Source organism: Phenylobacterium sp. (genome assembly GCF_041919955.1).
GTDB lineage: Bacteria > Pseudomonadota > Alphaproteobacteria > Caulobacterales > Caulobacteraceae > Phenylobacterium.
The window spans coordinates 53370-73764 of record NZ_JAYRSU010000023.1; the positions used below are offsets into that span (position 1 = coordinate 53370).

A 20395-nucleotide genomic window follows, 5' to 3' on the forward strand; every position below is an offset into this window, starting at 1 on the left:
GCTAGAAGCCCTTCAGGTCGGGATCGAGGGTCTGGCCGGCGTCGAGCTGCACCCCGAACGAATTCAGGATCATCGAGACCTGGGTGTACTGGCCGGCGGTGAACACCACGTCCATGCACTGCTTGTCGCTGAAATGGGTCTTCAGCGCGGTCCAGGTCGGCTCGGTGATGAACTGGTCGTGGTGCAGTTCGTCGGCCGCGCGCAGCAGCGCCTGGTCGGCCGCGCTCCAGCCGGCGGCGTCGGCGCCGGCCTTGATGCGGACCACCTCCTCGTCGGTCAGGCCCGCGCGCTGGCCGATCGGCAGGTGCTGGGTCCACTCGTAGCCCGAGCGGCAGAGATAGCCGATGCGCAGGATCACGATCTCCCGCTCGCGCGCCGGCAGGTCGTTCTTCTTGGAGAGTACATAGTTGCCCCAGGCCAGGAAGCCCTTCGCCGCCTTCGGGGCCTGGACCATGGTGCGGAAGATGTTCAGCACCCGATCGCCCATCGGGGCGAGGATCTCCTTCTGCTCGTCCGAGAGGTCGGCGTCCTGGACCGGCGCGATCCGGGGCTTGGCGAGGCGCATAGGGCGTTTCCCGTAGATTGTTTTCTGTCTGGTTTGGCCCGCAGCAAAGCCTGCCCGCGCGGACCGCGCAAGCTTTCGAGGCGCCGGTATGGCGCTCAGGCCTCGAGATCACCCTTCAGCCGTTCCAGCACCGTCACCGCCCGCTCTGCATAGGGCCCGATCCAACGGTCGTGGATCTGCTTGATCGGCATGGAGTTGAGGTGGTTCCAGCGCTCGCGCCCCTCGCGCCGGGCGATCACCAGGTCGGCGCCCTCCAGGACCTTAAGGTGCTGCATGACCGTGCAGCGGTCGAGCTCGGGGAACCGTTCGCACAGGTCGCCCGTGGTCAGCGGCGCGTCCTTGATTTCATCCAGGATCCTGCGCCGCGTGGGTGAGGCCAAGGCCTTGAAAATCAGGTCGTTTTCCGACTCGCTTGACATGTTATAAATTTATAACATAATTGGGCGCAAGACAAGGAGCTAGATCATGGATCTGACATTCCGAGTGAGCGCCCGCATCGCCAAGCCGGTGGCCGAGGTGTTCGAGGCCGTCGTCAATCCGGCCGAGCTGTCACGCTACTTCACCACCGGAGGCGCCAAGGGCCGGCTCGAGACCGGCGCGACCGTCTACTGGGACTTCGCCGACTTCCCGGGCGCCTTCCCTGTCTGGGTCAAGGAGGTGATCCCGCAGAAGAAGATCGTCTTCGAGTGGGAGGCCAGCGAAGGCCAGCCGGAGGACGGCGCGCCCGTCACGGCCGTCGGCTACAACACCATCGTGACCATGACTTTCGAGCCGCTGGATGACGGCCGCACCCTGGTCGCGATCGAAGAACGCGGCTGGAAGCAGACCCCCGCCGGCCTCAAGGCCTCGTACGGCAACTGCCAGGGCTGGAGCCAGATGCAGTGCGCGATGAAGGCTTGGCTCGAGCACGGGATCAACCTGCGCGAGGGCATGTACACGTAGCGCCGAAAACCGCTGGCGTCAGCGCGCCCGACGGAGGAGATTGCCCGCCCAAATCACATAAGGGGCGGAAAATGGCGATCTCTCTCTACGACGTCAGCGTGGCGGCGTTTCTCCAGACGGTGGGCGGCGTGGCCGGCTTCCTGGAGCGGGGCCTGGCCCACTGCCAGGACAATGGGATCGACCCGCAGGAGATCGTGACCTCGAAGATGTGCGAGGACATGTTCGACTTCCGCTTCCAGGTGATCTCGGTCGCCCACCACTCGCTGGGCGCCATCGAAGGCGCCAAGGCCGGCGTGTTCTCGCCCGGCGGCGACCAGACCGCCCAGGATTATCCGGCGCTGGTGGCGCTCATCAAGGACACGCACGCCAAGCTCTCGGCCCTGAGCCGGGAAGAGGTGAACGCCTTGGAAGGCAAGGACGTGTTCTTCGAGTTCCGCGGCACCAAGATCCCGTTCACGGCCGAGAACTTCCTGATGTCGTTCTCGACCCCGAACCTGCACTTCCACGCCACCACCGCCTACGACCTGCTGCGCGCCCGCGGCGTGCCGATCGGCAAGCGCGACTACATGGGCGCGCTGCGGATGAAGATGGGCTGAGATCGACGATCACGCGACGCCCCTCGGGGCGTCGCCTTCCACCCGCTAGGCGACCAGCCGCAGACTGGCCTGGGGGCGCAGCGTCAACCAAAGGCTGGCGGTGTCCGTGTCGCCAAAGCGCGCGACCAGCAGCTCACGCGCGCCTTCAGATATGATTTCCAGAGACGTGAACGCGCCGAGATCGGCCCTCGCTACTTCCAAGTCCCCCGCGCTCAACACGACGCTGAGGGTCGCAAATACCGGGCGCAGTTCGCACCAGATTCGATAGCCGTTTCGCTCGGTCTCAAAGGTCAGGGCGTTGTTGCGCCATCCGACGGCCGGGTCGGCCAATATCGCTTCGCACTCGAAGAATGCCTCAAGATCGACGAGGTCGGGCGGCGACATCGGCTCACCCCTGCCCGATACGGCCCGGCGCCGGGAGCACGTCGATCAGTTCGATGCGGAAGATCAGCACGCTGTTGGGCGGGATCTCGCCGGCCCCTTCTTCGCCATAGCCCTGCGCCGGCGGGACGTAGAGCGTCCATTCGTCGCCCGGCCGCATCAGCTGCAGGGCTTCCTTCCAGGCGGGAATCAGGGCCGGCAGCGGCATGGCCGCGGGCTGGCCGCGCTCGTACGAGGAATCGAAGACCGTGCCGTCGACCAGCTTGCCCTCGTAGTGGACCTTCACCTCGTCGTTGGGGCCGGGCTTGAGGCCGGTTGCAGGGCCCGAGCGGACGATCTTGTACTGCACGCCCGAAGGCAGGGTCTGGACGCCCGGCGCCTTGGCGTTGGTGTCCATATAGGCCTTGGCGTCGGCGGCGGCCTTGGCCAGCTGGGCCGGATCGGCGGTGGCCGCGCCGCGGTTGCAGGCGGCGAGCAGCAGGGCGACGGCCACGGCGGAAAGAACGCGCTTCATGTGGTGATCCTCTAGACGGCGCGCGGCGGATAGCCCCGCTCGCGCAGGGCGTCCATGATTTCCTGCGTGTGCTGGGCGTCGCGGGTCTCGATCATGATGTCGAACTCCGCGCCCTTGGCAGGCACGTCGAGGGCCAGGCGGTTATGGGCCACCTCGATGATGTTGGCCCCCATCTGGCCGATCACCGCCGAGACGGTGGCCAGCAGGCCGGGGCGGTCGTCGCCGATGATCCTCAGACTGACCAGGCGCTGGTCGCGCACCAGTTCGCGGGTCAGGACCGAGGCCAGCAGCCGGGTGTCGATATTGCCGCCGGTGACGATCAGACCGACCTTCTTGCCCTTGAACTTGGTCGGATAGGCCAGCAGGGCGGCGAGCGAGGCCGCGCCGGCGCCCTCGACGACGGTCTTCTCGACGTTGCAGTAGAGCGCCACAGCCCGCTCGAAGTGCGGCTCCTCGATCAGCAGCACCTCGTCGATCAGTGGGCGGGCGATGGCGTAGGAGAGTTCGCCCACCTGCTTGACCGCGATGCCTTCGGCGATGGTCGCCCCGCCGCTGGTCCCGTTCACGCCGCGCATCTTGGCGGTGAAGGACGGATACATGGCCGGCTCGACCCCGACGATCTCGACCCGCGGGTTGAGCGACTTGGCCACCGTGGCGCAGCCGGCGATCAGTCCGCCCCCGCCGATCGGGATCGGCAGGGCCTCGAGGTCCGGCACGTCCTCGAACATCTCGAGCGCCACCGTGCCCTGGCCGGCCATCACCTTCAGGTCGTTGAAGGGATGGACGAAGGCGAGGTCTTTCTCCTCGCAGAGCTTCATGGCGACGCCCGAGGCCTCGTCGTAGTTCTCGCCTTCCAGCACCACCTGGGCGCCGTGGGCGCGCGTCTGCTGCACCTTCACGAAGGGAGTCGAGCGGGGCATGACGATGGTCACCGGAATGCCCAGCCGCGCGGCGTGATAGGCCAAGCCCTGGCTGTGGTTGCCGGCCGAGGCGGCGATCACGCCGCGCCCGCGCTCGTTGTCCGACAGCTGCAGCAGGGTATTGAGCGCTCCGCGTTCCTTGTAGGCCGCTGTGAACTGCAGGTTCTCGAACTTCACCCACACCTCGGCCCCGGTAATCTCCGACAGGGTCCGCGAATGCCGGCAGGGCGTGCGTTCGATGTGCCCCTTCAGCCGCTCAGCTGCGGCGCGGATGTCGTCGATGGAAAGCGTCATGGGAGTGCCGATGTGGGAGGTGCGCCACGTCTAGCGGCGCAAATCCCTTACCGCAATGGAAGCGGGTCGATTGCTGCGCCAAGCGCCGCATTGAGGGGCGCTTGGGGCAATAAATTGCCGCTCAGCTGAGCCCGCGCCAAACGTCCATGCGCCGCATGGCCTTGCCCGGCAGTTCCGAGACGCGGCCGAGCGGCAGGGCCTCGGCCGCCTGACGCACGCCGTAGGCCGCCCGACGCGCCAGGGCCGCAGGCGAGGGCAGGCCGACGAAGCCGTGGGTCACCCACTGGCCGGCGTTGGAGAGCTCGCGCTTGAAGCGGTAGTCGCCGGGGCCGAGGTCGAGCCGCGAATAGGGCGCGCCGTCCATCCAGCGCAGGATGTCCTGGAACAGCAGGATGCCCGGCGAATAGCGCTCGAAACGCGGATCGTGGGCGATGATCCAGCCGTGGACCGTGCGGCGGCCATGCAGGTGCAGGTGCACCGCCGCCAGCTCGCCGCCGAAATGGAGGGTGAACAGCACCGCGCCGAAGTCTGGCTCACGGCTTTCGAACAGGCGCTTGAGCAGGCTGCGGGTCCACGCGACCTGGAAGACGTCGGTCTGGCCGGTGGCGCGGCACTGGGCGCTCTTCCAGGCCAGCAGCTGATCGAAGTCGGTGGTCGAGCGGGAGAAGGCCTGGAACTCGACCGGCCCCACCTCGCGCTCGACCTTGCGGCGCTTCTTGTCGCTGTCCTTCAGCACCGAGGCGCCGGCCGCCCGGCGCTCGGCTTCATAGGCCTCGTAGCCGCCCGCCACGTCCACGACATAGGACAGGTCGCGGCCGCGGGCGTGCTTGGCGAAGACCGCCTGCTCTTCCAGCATGAAGGTGAAGTCCAGCCGGTCGACGCCCAAGGCGCCGATCAGGTCCTTGGCCTCGACCCGCAGGCCGGGCTCGGCCACCAGCCCCTGGTAGTCGCACATCGGCGCCCCGACCGGCATGGCGGTGAACGACCCGACGCGCGCGGGGAAGAAGCCGACCTCGCGCCCAGCCTCCTTCAGGATGGCGACGCGCACGTTGCGGGCGCCCTCGCCCTGCACGCGCTCGACCGCCCGCGCCCATTGGGGTGAGAGAAACGGCGAATCCAGCGCGATGTCCGCGCTCTGCAACGCCGCCCAGCGTTCGATGCTGGCGGGGGTCAGATCCTGCGGCCGAACGACCTCGAAATCCACGAGCGCTATCCCCTGGCGCATCCCGCGCCCAATTCGCGGCGAACCCTATCAGTCAACTCTTTCCCGGAGGTTGCCGCAACCATGGCTAGAGGAGGTCGGTCCACCCGCGCGCCTTGACCGCATCCACCGCCGCGCGCACCGCGCCCGGATCGTCCCTGCGGGTGACCAGCACCACGCCATTCTCGACCACCACCACCAGATCCTCGACCCCGGCCAGAACCACCCGCGGCCCGTCGGTGCGCGCCAGACAGCCGGCGCTCTGCACGGCCAGCGCCTGGCCCTCCAGGGCGTTGCCCTCGCCATCCCTGTCGGACAGCTCCCACAGCGCGCTCCAGTTGCCGACGTCGGCCCATCCGATATCGGCCTCGACCACGCTGGCCCGGTCCGTCCGCTCCATGATCGCCACGTCCACCGCCACATCCGGCGCGTCGAGGAAGGCGGCGCCGAGGGTCAGGAGATCGCCCTCCCGCGCCCCGCCCGCCACCGCCGCCTCGGCGGCCCGCGCCGCCTCCGGCGCCAGCCGCCGCGCCTCGTCCAGGAAGGCGCCGGCCCGGAACAGGAACATGCCGCCGTTCCAGCTGTAGTCGGGATCGGCGACGAACCGCTCGGCGGTGACGAGGTCCGGCTTCTCCACGAAGCTCGCCACCTTGCGCACCGGCCCTTCGCCCTGCCCACGGATGTAGCCGTAGATCGTCGCCGGCCAGGTCGGCTTCAGGCCCAGCAACACGATCTCGCCGGTCTGCGCCGCCCCCTGCCCCGCGGCGATCGCCGCATGCAAAGCGGCCACATCACGCACCAGGTTGTCGGCGTGCATCAGCACCATCAGGGCGTCGGAATCGAGGCTCGCCCCATAGGCGGCCGCGGCGATGGAGGCCGCAGCGGTGTTGCGCGGCGCCGGCTCGGCCAGGATCGCTGCGGGCGCGACGCCCACCTCCGCCAGCTGCGCGCGGGCGAGGTCCGCATGAGCCGCCGCACAGATCACCACGGGAGCGGCGAACATCTCGCCCATCAGCCGCAGAGCGGTGTCCTGGATCAGGCTGTGCGCCCCGCCCAGGCGATGGAACTGCTTGGGCCGCCGGCTGCGCGACAGCGGCCACAGCCGCGTGCCCGCGCCGCCCGACATCAGCACCGGGATGATCTTGCCCAACTCGACCTCGATACGGAGAAACCTCGCAGCGACCATAGCCTTGCCCGGCGCCGACGCGAAAGCGCGAGCAGCGCGCGGCAAGCCGGGGTATAGGTTGCGCCGTCATGAGCGCTTCCCGACCCGCCCTGTTCCTCGACCGCGACGGCGTCCTCAACGAGGACCCGGGCTATGTGCACCGCTGGGAGGATTTCCACTGGATTCCCGGCGCGCGGGAGGCGGTGGCCGCCTTCAACCGCGCCGGCTGGTGGGTGTTCGTGGTGACCAACCAGTCGGGGGTCGGCCGCGGCTACTACGCCGAGGACGACGTTGTGGCCCTGCACGCCAAGATGAGCGAGAGCCTGGCCCAGGCGGACGCGCATATCGACGCCTTCTACTACTGCCCGCATCACCCGGACGCCCAGGTCGAGGCTTATCGCCACCCCGATCCGCCCGACCGCAAGCCGAACCCCGGCATGATCCTGCGCGCCCTCGCCGAATGGCCGGTGGACCTGTCGCGCTCGATCATGGTGGGCGACAAGGGGTCGGACCTGGAGGCGGCGCGCCGCGCAGGGGTCCGCGGCCTGCACTTCACCGGCGGAAACCTCGCCGAATTCCTGGAAGCGGAGGTCGTAGCCGCATGAGCGGATCGCCCATGATCGAGGTCGCCGGCGTCGTCTACGACTATCCCACCGCCCGCGCCCTGCATGGCGTCAGCTTCTCCGTCGAAGCGGGCTCGGTCCTGGCCATGGTCGGCCCCAACGGCGCGGGCAAGACCACCTTGCTGCGCTGCATGGCGGCGTTGGACGACCCGACGGAGGGGACGATCCGCATCGCCGGCCTCGACACTCAGGACGACCCGCGCGGCGTCCACGCCGCCATCGGCTACCTGCCCGACTTCTTCGGCCTGTACGACGACCTGACCGTCCGCCGCGCCCTGACCTATGCAGCGCGCTCGCGCGGGGTGACCGAAGCCGCCGCCCCGGCCGCGGTCGAGGAGGCCGCCGCCCGCGTCCAGCTCTCCGACCGCATGGAGGCTCGCGCCGGCGAACTGTCGCGCGGCCTGCGCCAGCGGCTGGCCATCGGCCAGACCATCGTCCACCGGCCCAAGGTGCTGCTGCTCGACGAGCCGGCGGCCGGCCTCGACCCCGAAGCGCGGCGCGCTCTGTCGGACCTGATCCTGCGGCTGTCGCGCGACGGCATGACCATCGTGGTCTCCTCCCACATCCTGGCCGAGCTGGAGGACTACTCCACCCGCATGCTGATGATCCGCGGCGGTCAGGTGGCCGGCGGCGGGGTGGTCGCGGCCGGGGCCGGAACCCGGGACGGCCTGCGAGTCGAGGCGAGCTTCACCGATCCGCCGGCCGACCTCGCGAGCCGCCTCGCCGCCCTGGGCCTGACTGTGGAGAGTCTCGACGGCGACACAGCGGTGCTGGCGGCGCCCGAGGGCGAGGACGACTCGACCCTGCTGGCCAAGCTCATCGGGGCGGGCCTGAAAGTCCGCGCCTTCCAGCCGGTGCGCCGCACTCTAGAGGACGCCTATCTCGCCGAGGTCGCGCAATGAACCCCGAGTTCCAACGCAACCTCTGGCTCGAGGCCTCGCCGCGGCGCCTGGCCTGGGCGGGCGTCGTCCTGCTGCTGATCTACGGCGCGACGGTCATGGCCACGCGGACCAATCCCTACGGACCGCTGCCGGTGCTGGGCGGGGTTGGCGCGGCGGTGTTCGTCGCCTGCGCGATGATCTGGGCCTCGCGCGCGGCCGCCACCTCGGTGCTCTCCGAGATCGCCGATCGTACCTGGGACTTCCAACGGCTCTCGGCGCTCGATCCGTGGGCCATGACCTGGGGCAAGCTGGCAGGCTCGGCCAGCCTGGCCTGGCTCTGCGGCCTGACCGGACTGCTGCTGTCCGTCGTCGCCGGGCTGTCGCGCGGCTCGCCCGGCCTCGTGGTCTCGGTCCTCTTCATGATCGCCCTGGCCGTGCTGCTGCAGGCCGTCTCGATGAGCGCGGCCCTGATCGGCGTGCGCAAGGCCAGGGCGGAGGGGCGCACCGCGCGGGCCGGCGGCGTCTTGGGCGGGCTGATCGTCGGACTGATCCTGCTCTCGTGGGTGGCCGGTTCGGCCGGCTTCCAGCGCGGCGCGGGCACAGAAGGTCTCCAGGCCTTGCTTGGCGCCCGCGGCTTCGTCGACTGGGGCGGGCGCATCTGGCCGGCGGACGTGTTCCGCGCGGTCGGAGTCGCGCTCTTCGCGGCATGGGCCGTAGTCGGCGCCTGGCGGCTGATGCGGCTGGAACTGCAGATGCGGGGCAGCCCCTTCGTCTGGCCGGCCTTCCTGCTGTTCGTCGCCATTTTCGCCGCGGGCTTCCCGCTCCGCACCTCGGGTCTCGGCGCCGGCCTGGTGGTCGCGTCGCTGGCCGTAGCCCTCTGCGCCTACGCCGCCGCCTTCGCAGAACCCGCTGACCGCGTGCGGGCGCGCCAGTTCCTGACCGCCGCCAAGGCCCGCGACCTGCCGCGCGCCGGCCAGTTCGCACCGGCCCCGCTCGCGCCGCTGCTCATCGCCGCGGTGCTGGTCATAACGGCCTTCGCGCTCGGCGCCGGCCCGTCCAGCGGGCTCGGCCAGGCCGGCGCCCTGATCGCCTTCCTGCTGCGCGACCTCGGCGTCATCGCCTTCTGCCGCATGGGCCAGCGACCCGAGCGTGGCGACTTCGCCGCGGTCGTCGCCCTGGCCGTGCTCTACGGCGTCGGCGGCGTCGTCGGCTGGTCGGCCGGCAGCGACCAGGGCGGAGCGCTGTTCGCCCCGCTCGGATCGGCGCCCCTGCTCAGCCTGGTCTCGGGCCTCGTCCAGGCGGCGATCGCCTGGACTCTGGCGGCGCGCCGGATCGGCAAGGTCGCCGCCTAGCGCCCTTCGATCTGGTCCAGCATCCGCTCGAGTGTCGACAGCTCGTCGGCCTCGCCGGCCGGCTTATCCCAGCGGATGCGGCTGATGCGCGGAAAGCGCATGGCGACGCCCGACTTGTGCCGGCTCGACCTTTGCAGCCCCTCGAACGCCACTTCGAACACCAATCCCTGGCGGATATCGGCGCGAACCGCCCGCACGGGGCCGTAGCGGTCGACGGTGTTGTCGCGGACGTACTTGTCGATCTGCTTCAGCTCCTCGTCGGTGAAGCCGAAATAGGCCTTGCCGACTGGGGTCAGCATCCGCGCTCCGTCGATCCCCTCCGTCCAGACGCCGAAGGTGTAGTCGGAATAGAAGCTCGAGCGCTTGCCGTGCCCGCGCTGGGCGTACATCAGCACCGCGTCGATCAGGAACGGGTCGCGCTTCCACTTGAACCACGGCCCCTTCGGCCGCCCGGCCTCGTAGGTCGAATCCCAGCGCTTCAGCATCACCCCCTCGGCGACCTGCGGATCGCCGGGCGGCGGCTCGCGCCGCAGAGCGGCCAGGTCTTCCCACGTCTCGAACGGCTGCAGCGGCGAGAGGTCGATGCGCGTGGTCTTCAACCCCGCAACAAACGCCTCCAGCCGCGCCCGCCGCTCGACGAAGGGCAGGGGCCGCAGGTCCTCGCTCCCCTCGGACAGCAGGTCGTAGGCGCGGATCCCGGCCGGATAGTCGGCCAGCATCGCGTTGGTGACGGTCTTGCGGTTCAGCCGCTGCTGCAGGTCGCCGAAGGCGGCGATCGCCCCCTCGCGCAGCACCAGCAGTTCGCCGTCCAGCGCGCCCTCGAAGTCCAGCGCCTCCAGCACGTCGGGAAAGGCGCGCGAGATATCGTCGCCGCTGCGAGCGTAGAGCCTGCGCACCCCGCCCTCGCTGACCGCCTGGATGCGGATGCCGTCCCATTTCCATTCGGCGGCGTAGTCGGCCGCGTCGAGCTTGGCGAAGTCGATCGCCTCGTCGATCCCCTGCGCCAGCATGACCGGGCGGAACCGGCCGGGCGCGTCCGAAGTGGGCCGCTCCGAGCGCCCCTCCAGCCAGGCGAACAGATCCCCGTAAGGTGGCCGCAGGGCGTGCCAGATCTCCTCGACCTCCGAGGCCGGTACGGGTCCGAGCTCCGCCACGGCGGTCTTGGCCAGCTTGGACGACACGCCGATGCGCAGGCCGCCGGTCATCAGCTTCAACAGCGCCCAGCGGCCGGTCGGGTCGAGCGCGTCGAGCCAGCCTTCGATCAACCGCTGCACCTCGGCGCGCGAGGCGCTGCGCAGAGCGTCGACCACTTCCGACAGCTCCGGCTCGCGGTTGGCGCCGGGGCGCGCGGGCCAGACGAGGGCGACCGTCTCGGCCAGATCGCCGACATAGTCGTAGGACCAGCCGAACAGCACCGGGTCCATCCGCGCCTCGACCGCCTTGCGGATGAAGGCCGGCTTGGCCGCATCGAACACCAGGTCGCCGGTCAGGGCCGCCAGCGCCCAGCCCCGGTCCGGGTCGGGCGCATTGGCGAAGTGGTCGCGCAGCAGGGTCAGCTTGGCGTTGCGCGAGCCGGTCAGCGACAGACGGTCCAGGAGCTCGGCGAAGGCGCGCATGGGATCAGCTTAACGCGCCTTCGCCCACTTGGCTCACGCCGCCGAGGTCTTGCGCAGCTTGCCCTGCCGCCGGCGCCAGGCCCAGGCGACCGCTCCCACCAGCAGCGCCCAGGGCAGGCCCCAGGCCAGCACCACCACCATCGCCGCCAAGGTCGAGACCACAGCGCCCAGCACGCCCGACACCGCCTCGGCCAGCGGCGCGAACACGCCCTGGGGCGCCAGCACCCCGGCCGATTGATAGCTGAGCTTAACCTGCGACATCGCCACCCGCCCACGCATCACCGCCAGCTCCGAGCGGGTGGCGTCGAGCCGGCCCTGCACTTCAGCAAGCTCGCGCTCCAGTTCCAGCAATTCGGAGAGCTTGCCGGGCCGGCTCGCCAGGTGCTGCTGCAGCCGATCGCGCAGAGTGGTCATGGCGCGGATGGAGGCCTCGGTGTCGACCATCTGCCGCGACAGGTCCTCAGACGTGACATTGGCCGCGGCGATGCGCCCGCCGGCGCCTTCGGCCTCCTTGGCCAGGCCGCTACGGAAGCCCGTCAGCCATTGCGGCGTCGCCCGCAGGGTCAGCTCGCCGGCGATGCGGTCGTCGCCGGCCTCATGCACCGAGGAGCCGACCACCTGGCAGATCGTCGGCCCGGCCCGCAGGCAGGCGGCCTCGTGGCGGCCGACCAGGTCGCGGATCTCCCTGGCCGGGGCGGCGATGGAATAGGCGTAGCTATAGGCCACCTGCGGCAGGACCATCGCCGCCCGTTCGGCCCCGGACTGGGACGGCGCCTCTGACGCAGCCTTGGCCCCGGCGGCGTCGGCCGCCGTGCTCTCGGCGACCGCCCGCTCGGGCTCGGAGGCGGTGGAGTCGACTTCGGCGGGCCGCGAACAGGCGGCGAGCGCAAGGGTCAGGACAAGGCGGGAGGCCAGCAGACGACGCATCGGTTTCTCTCCCGTCAGCGCCCCCGCCGAAGAGGACGGTAACAGGTTCGTGATCGCCCGCAATCCCGATTTTCAACTTTCCGTGATCAGTCCTCGGTCTCGTCTTCGTAGCCGACGAGAGCCAGGGCGCGGGCCTTCACGCCGTGAAGTTCGGCCCAGCGCAGCAGCGCCTCCTCGCGGCCGTGGGTGATCCACAGCTCGCCGGGCGCCAACTCGTCGACGGTGGCGGTCAGCTCGTCCCAGTCGGCATGGTCGGAGATCACCAGCGGCAGCTCGACGCCCCGTTGCCGCGCCCGCGCCCGCACCTGCATCCAGCCCGAGGCGAAGGCCGAAACCGGATCGGGAAACCGGCGCGACCAGCGGTCGGCCAGGGCCGAAGGCGGGGCGACGATGATCTGGCCGGCGAAGTCCTGCTTCTTGTCCGAGGTCGCCGGCGCCAGCGGCCCCAGCGCCACACCGTGCGCCTCGTAGAGCCGGTTCAGCCGCTCCAGCGCGCCGTGGACATAGATCGGCCGCTCCCACCCGGCCTCGCGCAGCAGGGCGATGATCCGCTGCGCCTTGCCCAGCGCATAGGCGCCGACCATGTGAGCCCGCTCCGGAAACTGTTCGACCGAGCGCAGCAGCCTGGCGATCTCATGCCGGTCGTCGGGGTGGCGGAACACCGGCAGGCCGAAGGTCGCCTCCGAGATGAAGACGTCGCAGGGCACGGGTTCGAAAGGCGGGCAGGTGGGATCGCGCCGACGCTTGTAGTCGCCCGACACCACCATGGTCAGTCCCTTCCAGCGCACCACCGCCTGGGCTGACCCCAGCACGTGGCCGGCCGGAACCAGGGTCACCTCGACTCCGTCGCGCGAGACGCTCTCGCCGTAGGCCAGCGGCTGCACCGAGCCGGCGAAATCCTTCCCGTAGCGCTCGGCCATGATCGCCAGCGTCTGCGGTGTCGCGATCACCGTCCCATGGCCGGCGCGGGCATGATCGGCATGACCGTGGGTAATCACCGCGCGCGCCACCGGGACCACCGGATCGACGAAGAAGTCGCCGGGCGCGCAGTAGAGCCCCTGGGACTTGGGACACAGCAGGGTTTCGGGACGGATCATGCCGATCGATATGGGGAGCGCGGCCGCTTAAGGAACATTACACAGTATTCATAATGTGAAATCGGCGTCATGACCAAGACTTAACGAGTATTCGCAGATGCAATCATCTACACCCTCCTCATCGGGACGCGGTTGTCGCGCCCCGGACAAACCAGAGGGACAACACCATGCGCAACACCTTCGCCCTGAACGGCTTCGCCAACTTCGCTCTCGCCGTCACCCCGCTGCTGGCCGTCGCGGTCGCCATCCTGACCAAGACCGCCGGCGTCGCTTAAGGCGGGTCCCGAGTTGACCAGCCGTCACGTTGACCGATAGGCGGAGGCGCCTCAAAGACAGGGGATGACGATGTCCCCGGAGGCCCTTCGCGAGACGGCTCGGCACATGGTGGAAACCGTGCCCCAAGCCTCCGCCCTCGGCTTCAAACTGCTCTCCGTCGAGCCCGGAAAGGGCTCCATCCTCACCCCCTGGCGCGAAGACCTCGTCGGCGATCCCGACACCGGCGTCATCGCAGGCGGGGTGATCACCGCCCTCCTCGACCATTGCTGCGGCCTGGCGATCACGTCGCGAGCTTCGGAGCTCGGCTTCTTCGCCACCGCCACGCTGGACCTGCGCATTGACTACATGCGCGCCGCGGCCCCCCGCGCCGACATCACCGCCAGCGCCCATTGCTACAAGCTGACCCGCAGCATCGCCTTCGTCCGCGCCCACGCCTTCGACGCCGACCCTGACGATCCGATCGCCACGGCCCAGGGCGCCTTCGTGCTGAAGCGAGCCGAGACATGAGCCAGGCCGCCGCCCAGAGGCTCGAGACCTTCCTCGGCCGCGTTCCTTATGTGCGCTTCCTCGGCATGCGCGCCGAACTGGCGGGCGACGAGATGACCGCGGTCCTGCCCTTCGCCCCGCACCTGATCGGCAACGTCATGCTGCCGGCCCTGCATGGCGGGGTGATCGGGGCTTTCATGGAGATGACGGCCCTGGCCCAGCTGTCGGTCATCGCGCCCAGCCCCAAGGTCCACAAGACCATCGACGTCACCATCGAGTATCTGCGCCCCGGCAAGGCCCAGGTGATCTATGCCCGCGCCGATGTGCGAAAGGTGGGCCGCCAGATCGCAAACGTCCATGTCGAGGCCTGGCAGGATCATCGAGAGAAACCGGTCGCCGCCCTGCGTGGGCATTTCCTTCTGAGCGGAGGCTAGGCCGCCGCCTCGGCCTCTTCGCGGGGATTGCGGCTCGCGCGCGCGGCCACGACGATGTCGAACACCGCGATCGCCGCCACTGCGCCCAGGGCGATGTAGGCCGCCTTCTTGCGCGGCGCCTCGCGGCTGATCGCCCGGCTCAGCGCCACCAGGTCCATGACGTCGCCGCCGGCACGCATCCAGAACCACGGCCCCGGCTTCACCGGCGCCAGCAGACCCGCGCCGGCGGCGATCTCCCGCGCTCCGAAGGCGCTCATCGCCTGGTCGTCGAAGCTCAGACCCAGGGCGCGGCTTACGCGCCGCGGCGAGGCCACGGCCACCACTCCGGCGGCGATCGACAGCAGTCCGAGGACGCGTTTGACGGCGAGCAGGTCCATGGCGGCTCCATTCATAGGCTCAGCAAAGGACGCCGAACCCGCCCGCTGGTTCCCTTCAGGGCTGCCCCGCGGCGTGCTTCTCGGCGGCGATGCGGTCGAGCTCGGCCTTCGCGGCGGCCATGGCGGCTGCATCGCCCTTGGTCCGCGCGGCGATCAGCTGGCCGGCAGCCTCCATCTCGCGCACCGGCAGCAGGTGCGAATTGTCGGCATGCTTGAACGGCAGGGTCTGGATGCGCTCCAGCACCTTGCGCTGGCGTGCGGCTTCCGGCCCGTCGCCGACGCCGTACGAGAAGATGAAGGCGTCGATCTTGGCTTTCAGCGCCGGATCCAGGTCCTTGCGGCGGATCATGGGGTCCTCGGGGATCCTGGGGGACGTCCAGATCGTCTCGACCGAGGCCAGGGTCTTCCGGGCCATGTCGGTGTTCATCATCGCCATCCGTTCCATGGACGCGGTGTTGTTGGTCGAGGCGTCGAGCAGGCCCGAGGCGACTGAGAACAGGTTGGTCTCGTGATTGGCCGAGCGCACGGTCTTGAAGCAGGTGTTCGGGTCGATGCCGCGCGGCGCGAACAGATAGGTCATCGGCGCCAGCGTGCCCGACGTCGACTTGGCGTCGCCCATGCCGAAGTTCAGCGTCCGGTCGCACTTCAGAAGCCGCTCAAGGGTGATCCCCGAGCCCTTCTTGACCAGGATCACCGCCTGGTAGCCGTCGGTCCCGTTCGGATTGACCGTGCGGGCGAAGACCTCGCCGTTCGCCCGGCGCACCGCCTCCAGCCCCGACTGGTTGGTGAACCAGCCCACGTCGGTCTGCTTGAAGCGCATGGCCTCGATCAGGGCGGTGTAGTTCGTGCCGAAGAACGGCTTCACCGGCACGCCCAGGGCACTTTCCATGTCGGCCAGGAAGGGACCCCATTCATCCATCTGGGTCTGGCGGCCCTCGGTCGACATGATCGAGAAGTTGACGGCCTGCGGGGCGGCGGGCTTGGCCGCGTCCTCTTTCTTCGTGCAAGCGCAAAGGGCCAGGACGGCGGCGGCGGCGATCAGCGCGCGGCGCGTGGACATGCGGTTTCCCCCAGAGAACGTCGACCTCGGCGGCTTTTCCGCCTCTTCCGTGACGCCTGAGCGACAAGCATGAGCGCAAAAGTCTGCTTGAGGCGAGGCCCCAGGGGCGCTAGGCCGCGCCCATGTCCGACACCACGATCCAGAACCCCTCCCTGCGCGGCCTCTCTGCCCAGGCGCGCGAAGCGAAAAGCTGGCCCTTCGAACAGGCCCGCCTGCTGCTGGATCGGATCCTCAAACTTCGCCTGACCGACGCCGAGCGCGACCTGGCCGCCAGCCTGATCGGCGAGGGCAAGGCGGCCGAGGCGGTCGCCACCTTCCCGGCCCTGAACCAACCGGTGGTCTTCCAATGCGGCTTCGGCGCTTCGGGCCTGCCGCACATGGGCACCTTCGGCGAGGCGGCCCGCCCGACCATGGTGCGCAACGCCTTCCGCGCCCTGACCGAAGACGCGGTCCCGACCAAGCTGATCGTCTTCTCCGACGACATGGACGGCCTGCGGAAGATCCCGGACAACGTGCCCAACCGTGAGATGCTGGAGGAGGACCGCGACAAGCCGGTCAGCCAGGTCCGCGACCCGTTCGGCGAGTACGAGAGCTTCGCCCATCACAACAACGCCCGCCTGCGCGCGTTCCTCGACGGCTTCGGCTTCGACTACGAGTTCATGTCGTCGACCGACACCTACAAGTCCGGCCGCTTCGACGAGGTGCTGCTGAAGATCCTGGCGCGCTTCGACGCGGTCCAGGGCGTCATGCTGCCGACCCTGGGCGAAGAGCGCCGCGCGACCTATTCGCCGTTCCTGCCGATCAGCCCGAAGTCGGGCCGTGTGCTGCAGGCGCCCACCGTCGGCCGCGATGTCGAGAAGGGCACGATCACCTTCCCCGACGAGGACGGAACCCTGACCGAGGTCCCGGTCACCGGCGGCCACGTGAAGCTGCAATGGCGCCCCGACTGGGCCGCCCGCTGGTATGCGCTGGGCGTCGACTTCGAGGCCTCGGGCAAGGACCTGGTCGATTCCGTGCGGGTCTCGAACAAGCTGGTGAAGGTGCTGGGCGGCACGCCGCCCGAAGCCTTCCACTTCGAGCTCTTCATGGACGAGAACAACCAGAAGATCTCCAAGTCCAAGGGCAACGGCCTGACCATGGAGGAGTGGCTGCGCTACGGCGCCCCCGAGAGCCTCGCCTACTACATGTACCAGTCGCCGAAGTCGGCCAAGCGGCTCTATTTCGACGTCATCCCGAAGGCGACGGACGAGTACCTTCAGCAGCTCGATGCCTTCAACAAGGCCCGGGCGACCGGCAACGCGACGCCCATCGACAACCCGGCCTGGCACGTCCACCGCGGCGCGCCGCCGGAGAAGGGCTCGCCGCTGTCGTTCTCGCTGCTGCTGAACCTGGTCTCGGCTGCCGACGCCTCGACCAAGGACATCCTCTGGGGCTTCATCAGCCGTTACATGCCGGGCGCGACACCTGAAACCGAGCCGATGCTCGACCGTCTGGTCGGCTATGCGATCAACTACTACGAGGACTTCGTGAAGCCCTCGAAGAAGTTCCGCGCCCCCGACGAGAAGGAGCGCGCGGCGATGAGCGAGCTCCTGGCCCGCTTCAAGGCCCTGCCGTCCGACGCCGACGCCGAGACGATCCAGAACGAGGTGTTCGACGTCGGCAAGAGCGCCGGCTTCGAGCCGCTGCGCGCCTGGTTCCAGGCGCTTTACGAGGTCCTGCTCGGCCAGAGCCAGGGCCCGCGCTTCGGCTCCTTCGCCGCCATCTTCGGTCTGGAGCGGACCATCGCCCTGATCGAAAAGGCGCTGTCGGGCGAACTGGCCGCGGCCTAGCCGATACAATTGGTGATGGCGTTCCTGGACTTCGCCTATCGAACGCGATCACCCTTGCGCGCATTTCCAGCAAAGCTTGTTCGCCCCGTCTCCTGGGACGGCTCAACCTGCGTCAGGAAAACGAACCATGCGCGCTTCGCAATTCACCGCCGCCCTGCTGGCTGTCTCGCTGGCCGTCCCGATGACGGCGAGCGCCCAGCCGACCATGCGGCAGGGCAATCCGCTCTCCTCGATCTTCGGCTGCGACGCGGCCGGCAACAAACAGGCCGGAGGCGCCGTGATCGGCGGCCTGGTCGGCGGCGTGGTCGGCAGCAACCTCGCCAAGAACGAACGCACCCTCGGCACCGCCCTGGGCGCGGCGGTGGGCGCCGCGGCCGGCTCCTATATCGGCTGCCGCATGCAACGCAGCGACCAGGCCAAGGCGCAGGCCGCGGCCCAATACGCCCTCGACCGGGGCGGCAATCGCTCGTGGAGCAACCCGGAGACCGGCGCCTCGGGCGACGTGCGCGTGGTCTCCACCCAGCCCTACGGCCAACCGGTGTCGCTGGGCGGCCTGCGCTTCACCAACGGCGTGGAGCCGGCCTCGGGCTACGAGAGCGATGGCGGCCGCTACGCCCCGCGCTCGACCGTCAACCTGCGCGGCCAGCCCTCCACCTCCGGCCCGGTCGTCGGCAAGCTGAAGGCCGGCGAAAGCGTCGAGGCCCTGGCCCGCGTCGCGGGCACGGACTGGATCCTGGCCGGCCGCGGCGGCGAGGCGATCGGCTACGTCTCCGGCTCGGTCGTCCGCTCGGTGGGAAGCGCCAGCGCCAATGTCCCGGTCTGCCGCACCTTCGACCAGACCATCCGCACCGCCAACGGCGGCCCGCAGACCGAGCGCTACACCGCCTGCAAGGGCTCGGACGGCCAATGGGTCGTGCAGAGCTGACGTCCCAGGCATCCCTCCAGGTGTCATCCCGGTTTCGGCTGCAAGCCCGAAGACCGGGATGGCACCGATCGGGGCGCAAAGTCGCCCTCGCCTCCAAATCCTTGACCTAAAGCATCCACAGGCGCATAAGCGCCCCCTTCCGGCGCATAGCATTCGCGCCCTCCACCGCCACGACCCCTGCGACGGATGCAGGACGAGGGCGGCGAGGCCCCCCGTCGACGTGATCGTCCACGGGGGTCGATTGCGTTTGGGCCATTAGGAGATTTGCGTGTTCGACGCACTGACAGATCGGCTTTCGGGCGTATTCGACCGGCTCTCGGGCCGCGGCGTGCTGTCCGAAAAGGACATCGACGAAGCTCTGCGCGAGGTGCGCGTCGCCCTGCTCGAGGCCGACGTCGCCCTGCCGGTGGTGCGCGAATTCATCTCCAAGGCCAAGGAACGGGCCGCCGGCGAGGAGGTGATCCGCTCGATCCGCCCCGCCGACCAGGTGGTGAAGATCACCTATGACGGCCTGGTCGAGATGCTGGGAGGCGAGACCGCCGAGGGCCTGAACCTCGCCCTCAACCCGCCGACCGTGATCCTCATGGCCGGCCTCCAGGGCTCGGGCAAGACCACCACAGCCGGCAAGCTGGCGCTGAAACTGGCCAAGGACCGCAAGAAGGTCCTGCTGGCCTCGCTCGACACCCGCCGCCCGGCCGCCATGGAGCAGCTGGCGCTGCTGGCCAAGCAGGCGCAGGTCGAGAGCCTGCCGATCGTGCCGGGCCAGTCGGCTCCGGACATCGCCCGCCGCGCCATGTCGGCCGCCAAGCTCCAGGGCTTCGACGTCGTCATCCTCGACACCGCCGGCCGCACCACCATCGACGAAGCGATGATGGCCGAGGCGGCCGAGATCGCGAAGATCGCCAGCCCGACCGAGACCCTGCTGGTCGCCGACAGCCTGACCGGTCAGGACGCGGTGCGCACCGCCACCGCCTTCCACGAGCGCCTGCCGCTCACCGGCCTGGTGCTGACGCGAGCCGACGGCGACGGCCGCGGGGGCGCTGCGCTCTCGATGCGCGCGGTCACCGGACTGCCGATCAAGTTCCTCGGCGTCTCGGAAAAGATCGAGGGCCTCGATGTCTTCGACGCCCGCCGCGTGGCTGGCCGCATCCTCGGTCAGGGCGACGTCGTCGCCCTGGTCGAGAAGGCCGCCCAGGACCTGGACGTGGCCCGCACCGAGGCCATGGCCAAGAAGCTGGCCAAGGGCCAGTTCGACCTCGACATGATGGCCGAGCAGTTCGGCCAGATGAAGCGCATGGGCGGCATGGAAGGCCTGATGGGCCTGCTGCCAGGCGTCCAGAAGGTCAAGAAGCAGATGGCCGAGGCCAATGTCTCGGACAAGATGATCGACCGCCAGATGGCGATCATCTCGTCCATGACCAAGGCCGAGCGCAAGAAGCCCGACATCCTGCAGGCCTCGCGCAAGCGCCGTATCGCCGCCGGCGCCGGCGTCGACGTGGCCGAGATCAACCGGCTCCTTAAGCAGCACCGGCAGATGGCCGACGCCTTCAAGATGATGAGCCGCGACGGCGGCAAGGGCTTCGCCCGCATGGCCGGCATGATGGGCGGCGGCGGCATGGACCGCCTCAAGGCCCTGGGCGGCGGCAAGCTGCCCCCGCCCGATCCCAAGCAACTGGAAGAACTCGGCAAGCTGGCTAGCCAGGGGGGCGGTCTGCCCGGCCTGGGCGGTCCCGGCGGCCCGAAGCTTCCTGGCCTCGGCAATCTCCCGCCGGGCTTCAACCCCTTCAAGAAATCCTAGAGCTTACAAAGGACTAACCCATGCTCAAGATTCGTCTCGCCCGTGGCGGCGCCAAGAAGCGCCCCTACTACAACATCGTCGTCGCCGACTCGCACTCGCCGCGCGACGGCCGCTTCATCGAGAAGGTCGGCGCCTA

General features: G+C 69.3%; 23 protein-coding genes. 11 read left to right on the forward strand and 12 right to left on the reverse strand.

Annotated features, from left to right (window positions below; translation table 11 throughout):
• Window position 1 precedes the first annotated feature (1 nt).
• Complete coding sequence (locus ACE3T2_RS17445) at window positions 2-565, reverse strand: carboxymuconolactone decarboxylase family protein (protein WP_374659652.1); 564 nt, start codon at window positions 563-565, stop codon at window positions 2-4.
• Between the two features lie 95 nt (window positions 566-660).
• On the reverse strand, window positions 661-984 hold the full coding sequence (locus tag ACE3T2_RS17450; RefSeq protein WP_374659654.1) for an ArsR/SmtB family transcription factor: 324 nt from the start codon (window positions 982-984) through the stop codon (window positions 661-663).
• A 46-nt stretch (window positions 985-1030) separates the two neighbouring features.
• Here ACE3T2_RS17450 and ACE3T2_RS17455 point away from each other — a divergent pair, with 46 nt between their 5' ends.
• Window positions 1031-1507 carry an SRPBCC family protein gene (locus ACE3T2_RS17455; RefSeq protein ID WP_374659656.1) on the forward strand — a complete coding sequence of 159 codons (477 nt, stop codon included), beginning with the start codon at window positions 1031-1033 and terminating at the stop codon, window positions 1505-1507.
• 71 nt (window positions 1508-1578) lie between these two features.
• The gene (locus ACE3T2_RS17460) at window positions 1579-2103 is read left to right on the forward strand and encodes a DUF1993 family protein (protein ID WP_374659658.1); all 525 of its coding nucleotides are present in this window, start codon (window positions 1579-1581) and stop codon (window positions 2101-2103) included.
• Between the two features lie 45 nt (window positions 2104-2148).
• Here ACE3T2_RS17460 and ACE3T2_RS17465 read toward each other — a convergent pair whose 3' ends face one another.
• The 5 genes from ACE3T2_RS17465 to ACE3T2_RS17485 all read right to left on the reverse strand — a co-directional run bounded on the left by ACE3T2_RS17465 (window position 2149) and on the right by ACE3T2_RS17485 (window position 6563).
• Window positions 2149-2487 (reverse strand): hypothetical protein, encoded by a 339-nt coding sequence (locus ACE3T2_RS17465; RefSeq protein ID WP_374659660.1) that lies wholly within the window; start codon window positions 2485-2487, stop codon window positions 2149-2151.
• 4 nt (window positions 2488-2491) lie between these two features.
• On the reverse strand, window positions 2492-2998 hold the full coding sequence (locus tag ACE3T2_RS17470) for an FKBP-type peptidyl-prolyl cis-trans isomerase (protein WP_374659662.1): 507 nt from the start codon (window positions 2996-2998) through the stop codon (window positions 2492-2494).
• Between the two features lie 11 nt (window positions 2999-3009).
• Window positions 3010-4212 carry a threonine ammonia-lyase gene (locus ACE3T2_RS17475; protein ID WP_374659664.1) on the reverse strand — a complete coding sequence of 401 codons (1203 nt, stop codon included), beginning with the start codon at window positions 4210-4212 and terminating at the stop codon, window positions 3010-3012.
• Window positions 4213-4333: 121 nt separating this feature from the next.
• On the reverse strand, window positions 4334-5416 hold the full coding sequence (locus ACE3T2_RS17480) for a GNAT family N-acetyltransferase (RefSeq protein ID WP_374659666.1): 1083 nt from the start codon (window positions 5414-5416) through the stop codon (window positions 4334-4336).
• Between the two features lie 85 nt (window positions 5417-5501).
• Window positions 5502-6563 (reverse strand): mannose-1-phosphate guanylyltransferase, encoded by a 1062-nt coding sequence (locus ACE3T2_RS17485; RefSeq protein ID WP_374659668.1) that lies wholly within the window; start codon window positions 6561-6563, stop codon window positions 5502-5504.
• A gap of 104 nt (window positions 6564-6667) precedes the next feature.
• Here ACE3T2_RS17485 and ACE3T2_RS17490 point away from each other — a divergent pair, with 104 nt between their 5' ends.
• The 3 genes from ACE3T2_RS17490 to ACE3T2_RS17500 are packed head-to-tail and all read left to right on the forward strand — an operon-like array spanning window position 6668 to window position 9434.
• Window positions 6668-7183: a D-glycero-alpha-D-manno-heptose-1,7-bisphosphate 7-phosphatase gene (locus ACE3T2_RS17490; RefSeq protein WP_374659670.1), complete on the forward strand. Its 516-nt coding sequence runs from the start codon at window positions 6668-6670 to the stop codon at window positions 7181-7183.
• On the forward strand, window positions 7180-8103 hold the full coding sequence (locus tag ACE3T2_RS17495) for an ATP-binding cassette domain-containing protein (protein ID WP_374659672.1): 924 nt from the start codon (window positions 7180-7182) through the stop codon (window positions 8101-8103). The genes ACE3T2_RS17490 and ACE3T2_RS17495 overlap by 4 nt, the downstream gene beginning before the upstream one ends.
• Window positions 8100-9434 (forward strand): hypothetical protein, encoded by a 1335-nt coding sequence (locus ACE3T2_RS17500; RefSeq protein WP_374659674.1) that lies wholly within the window; start codon window positions 8100-8102, stop codon window positions 9432-9434. The genes ACE3T2_RS17495 and ACE3T2_RS17500 overlap by 4 nt, the downstream gene beginning before the upstream one ends.
• On the opposite strand, the gene ACE3T2_RS17505 is transcribed toward ACE3T2_RS17500, so the two are convergent.
• From ACE3T2_RS17505 to ACE3T2_RS17515, 3 genes are all read right to left on the reverse strand, one after another.
• Complete coding sequence (locus tag ACE3T2_RS17505) at window positions 9431-11050, reverse strand: cisplatin damage response ATP-dependent DNA ligase (protein WP_374659676.1); 1620 nt, start codon at window positions 11048-11050, stop codon at window positions 9431-9433. The two genes, ACE3T2_RS17500 and ACE3T2_RS17505, sit on opposite strands and share 4 nt — an antisense overlap.
• Window positions 11051-11083: 33 nt before the next feature.
• A complete protein-coding gene (locus ACE3T2_RS17510; RefSeq protein ID WP_374659678.1) occupies window positions 11084-11977 on the reverse strand; it encodes a DUF4349 domain-containing protein in 894 nt (297 codons plus the stop codon).
• An 86-nt stretch (window positions 11978-12063) separates the two neighbouring features.
• Window positions 12064-13074, reverse strand: a complete 1011-nt coding sequence (locus ACE3T2_RS17515; protein ID WP_374659680.1) for a ligase-associated DNA damage response exonuclease — start codon at window positions 13072-13074, stop codon at window positions 12064-12066.
• 345 nt (window positions 13075-13419) lie between these two features.
• On the opposite strand from ACE3T2_RS17515, the gene ACE3T2_RS17520 reads away from it, so the two are divergent.
• Together ACE3T2_RS17520 and ACE3T2_RS17525 are read left to right on the forward strand one after the other, a co-directional pair.
• Window positions 13420-13857 (forward strand): PaaI family thioesterase, encoded by a 438-nt coding sequence (locus tag ACE3T2_RS17520; protein ID WP_374659682.1) that lies wholly within the window; start codon window positions 13420-13422, stop codon window positions 13855-13857.
• Complete coding sequence (locus ACE3T2_RS17525) at window positions 13854-14270, forward strand: PaaI family thioesterase (protein WP_374659684.1); 417 nt, start codon at window positions 13854-13856, stop codon at window positions 14268-14270. Before ACE3T2_RS17520 ends, ACE3T2_RS17525 begins: the two co-directional genes overlap by 4 nt.
• On the opposite strand, the gene ACE3T2_RS17530 is transcribed toward ACE3T2_RS17525, so the two are convergent.
• Both ACE3T2_RS17530 and phnD read right to left on the reverse strand, forming a co-directional pair.
• Window positions 14267-14647, reverse strand: coding sequence for a hypothetical protein (locus tag ACE3T2_RS17530; RefSeq protein ID WP_374659686.1), 381 nt, complete (start codon window positions 14645-14647; stop codon window positions 14267-14269). The two genes, ACE3T2_RS17525 and ACE3T2_RS17530, sit on opposite strands and share 4 nt — an antisense overlap.
• A gap of 55 nt (window positions 14648-14702) precedes the next feature.
• Complete coding sequence (gene phnD / locus ACE3T2_RS17535; protein ID WP_374659688.1) at window positions 14703-15707, reverse strand: phosphate/phosphite/phosphonate ABC transporter substrate-binding protein; 1005 nt, start codon at window positions 15705-15707, stop codon at window positions 14703-14705.
• 122 nt (window positions 15708-15829) lie between these two features.
• On the opposite strand from phnD, the gene ACE3T2_RS17540 reads away from it, so the two are divergent.
• The 4 genes from ACE3T2_RS17540 to rpsP form a co-directional block, all read left to right on the forward strand.
• Window positions 15830-17536 carry a lysine--tRNA ligase gene (locus tag ACE3T2_RS17540; protein WP_374659690.1) on the forward strand — a complete coding sequence of 569 codons (1707 nt, stop codon included), beginning with the start codon at window positions 15830-15832 and terminating at the stop codon, window positions 17534-17536.
• 127 nt (window positions 17537-17663) lie between these two features.
• Entirely contained in the window at window positions 17664-18461 is a 798-nt protein-coding gene (locus tag ACE3T2_RS17545; RefSeq protein ID WP_374659692.1) for an SH3 domain-containing protein, read from the forward strand.
• A gap of 268 nt (window positions 18462-18729) precedes the next feature.
• Window positions 18730-20259 carry a signal recognition particle protein gene (gene ffh, locus ACE3T2_RS17550; RefSeq protein ID WP_374659694.1) on the forward strand — a complete coding sequence of 510 codons (1530 nt, stop codon included), beginning with the start codon at window positions 18730-18732 and terminating at the stop codon, window positions 20257-20259.
• A gap of 20 nt (window positions 20260-20279) precedes the next feature.
• Window positions 20280-20395, forward strand: a 116-nt coding sequence (gene rpsP / locus ACE3T2_RS17555; protein ID WP_374659705.1) for a 30S ribosomal protein S16, incomplete at its 3' end; no start/stop codon positions are given.

What these genes read in the sequence shown, in the direction of transcription:
- ACE3T2_RS17510 (WP_374659678.1), bottom strand. Translation starts at nt 11,977, where the DNA reads ATGCGTCGTCTGCTGGCCTCCCGCCTTGTCCTGACCCTTGCGCTCGCC.
- ACE3T2_RS17515 (WP_374659680.1), bottom strand. Translation starts at nt 13,074, where the DNA reads ATGATCCGTCCCGAAACCCTGCTGTGTCCCAAGTCCCAGGGGCTCTAC.
- ACE3T2_RS17475 (WP_374659664.1), bottom strand. Translation starts at nt 4,212, where the DNA reads ATGACGCTTTCCATCGACGACATCCGCGCCGCAGCTGAGCGGCTGAAG.
- ACE3T2_RS17520 (WP_374659682.1), top strand. Translation starts at nt 13,420, where the DNA reads ATGTCCCCGGAGGCCCTTCGCGAGACGGCTCGGCACATGGTGGAAACC.
- ACE3T2_RS17450 (WP_374659654.1), bottom strand. Translation starts at nt 984, where the DNA reads ATGTCAAGCGAGTCGGAAAACGACCTGATTTTCAAGGCCTTGGCCTCA.
- ACE3T2_RS17460 (WP_374659658.1), top strand. Translation starts at nt 1,579, where the DNA reads ATGGCGATCTCTCTCTACGACGTCAGCGTGGCGGCGTTTCTCCAGACG.
- ACE3T2_RS17465 (WP_374659660.1), bottom strand. Translation starts at nt 2,487, where the DNA reads ATGTCGCCGCCCGACCTCGTCGATCTTGAGGCATTCTTCGAGTGCGAA.
- ACE3T2_RS17525 (WP_374659684.1), top strand. Translation starts at nt 13,854, where the DNA reads ATGAGCCAGGCCGCCGCCCAGAGGCTCGAGACCTTCCTCGGCCGCGTT.
- ACE3T2_RS17500 (WP_374659674.1), top strand. Translation starts at nt 8,100, where the DNA reads ATGAACCCCGAGTTCCAACGCAACCTCTGGCTCGAGGCCTCGCCGCGG.
- phnD (WP_374659688.1), bottom strand. Translation starts at nt 15,707, where the DNA reads ATGTCCACGCGCCGCGCGCTGATCGCCGCCGCCGCCGTCCTGGCCCTT.
- ACE3T2_RS17455 (WP_374659656.1), top strand. Translation starts at nt 1,031, where the DNA reads ATGGATCTGACATTCCGAGTGAGCGCCCGCATCGCCAAGCCGGTGGCC.
- ACE3T2_RS17540 (WP_374659690.1), top strand. Translation starts at nt 15,830, where the DNA reads ATGTCCGACACCACGATCCAGAACCCCTCCCTGCGCGGCCTCTCTGCC.
- ACE3T2_RS17530 (WP_374659686.1), bottom strand. Translation starts at nt 14,647, where the DNA reads ATGGACCTGCTCGCCGTCAAACGCGTCCTCGGACTGCTGTCGATCGCC.
- ACE3T2_RS17545 (WP_374659692.1), top strand. Translation starts at nt 17,664, where the DNA reads ATGCGCGCTTCGCAATTCACCGCCGCCCTGCTGGCTGTCTCGCTGGCC.
- ACE3T2_RS17445 (WP_374659652.1), bottom strand. Translation starts at nt 565, where the DNA reads ATGCGCCTCGCCAAGCCCCGGATCGCGCCGGTCCAGGACGCCGACCTC.
- ACE3T2_RS17495 (WP_374659672.1), top strand. Translation starts at nt 7,180, where the DNA reads ATGAGCGGATCGCCCATGATCGAGGTCGCCGGCGTCGTCTACGACTAT.
- ACE3T2_RS17505 (WP_374659676.1), bottom strand. Translation starts at nt 11,050, where the DNA reads ATGCGCGCCTTCGCCGAGCTCCTGGACCGTCTGTCGCTGACCGGCTCG.
- ACE3T2_RS17470 (WP_374659662.1), bottom strand. Translation starts at nt 2,998, where the DNA reads ATGAAGCGCGTTCTTTCCGCCGTGGCCGTCGCCCTGCTGCTCGCCGCC.
- ACE3T2_RS17490 (WP_374659670.1), top strand. Translation starts at nt 6,668, where the DNA reads ATGAGCGCTTCCCGACCCGCCCTGTTCCTCGACCGCGACGGCGTCCTC.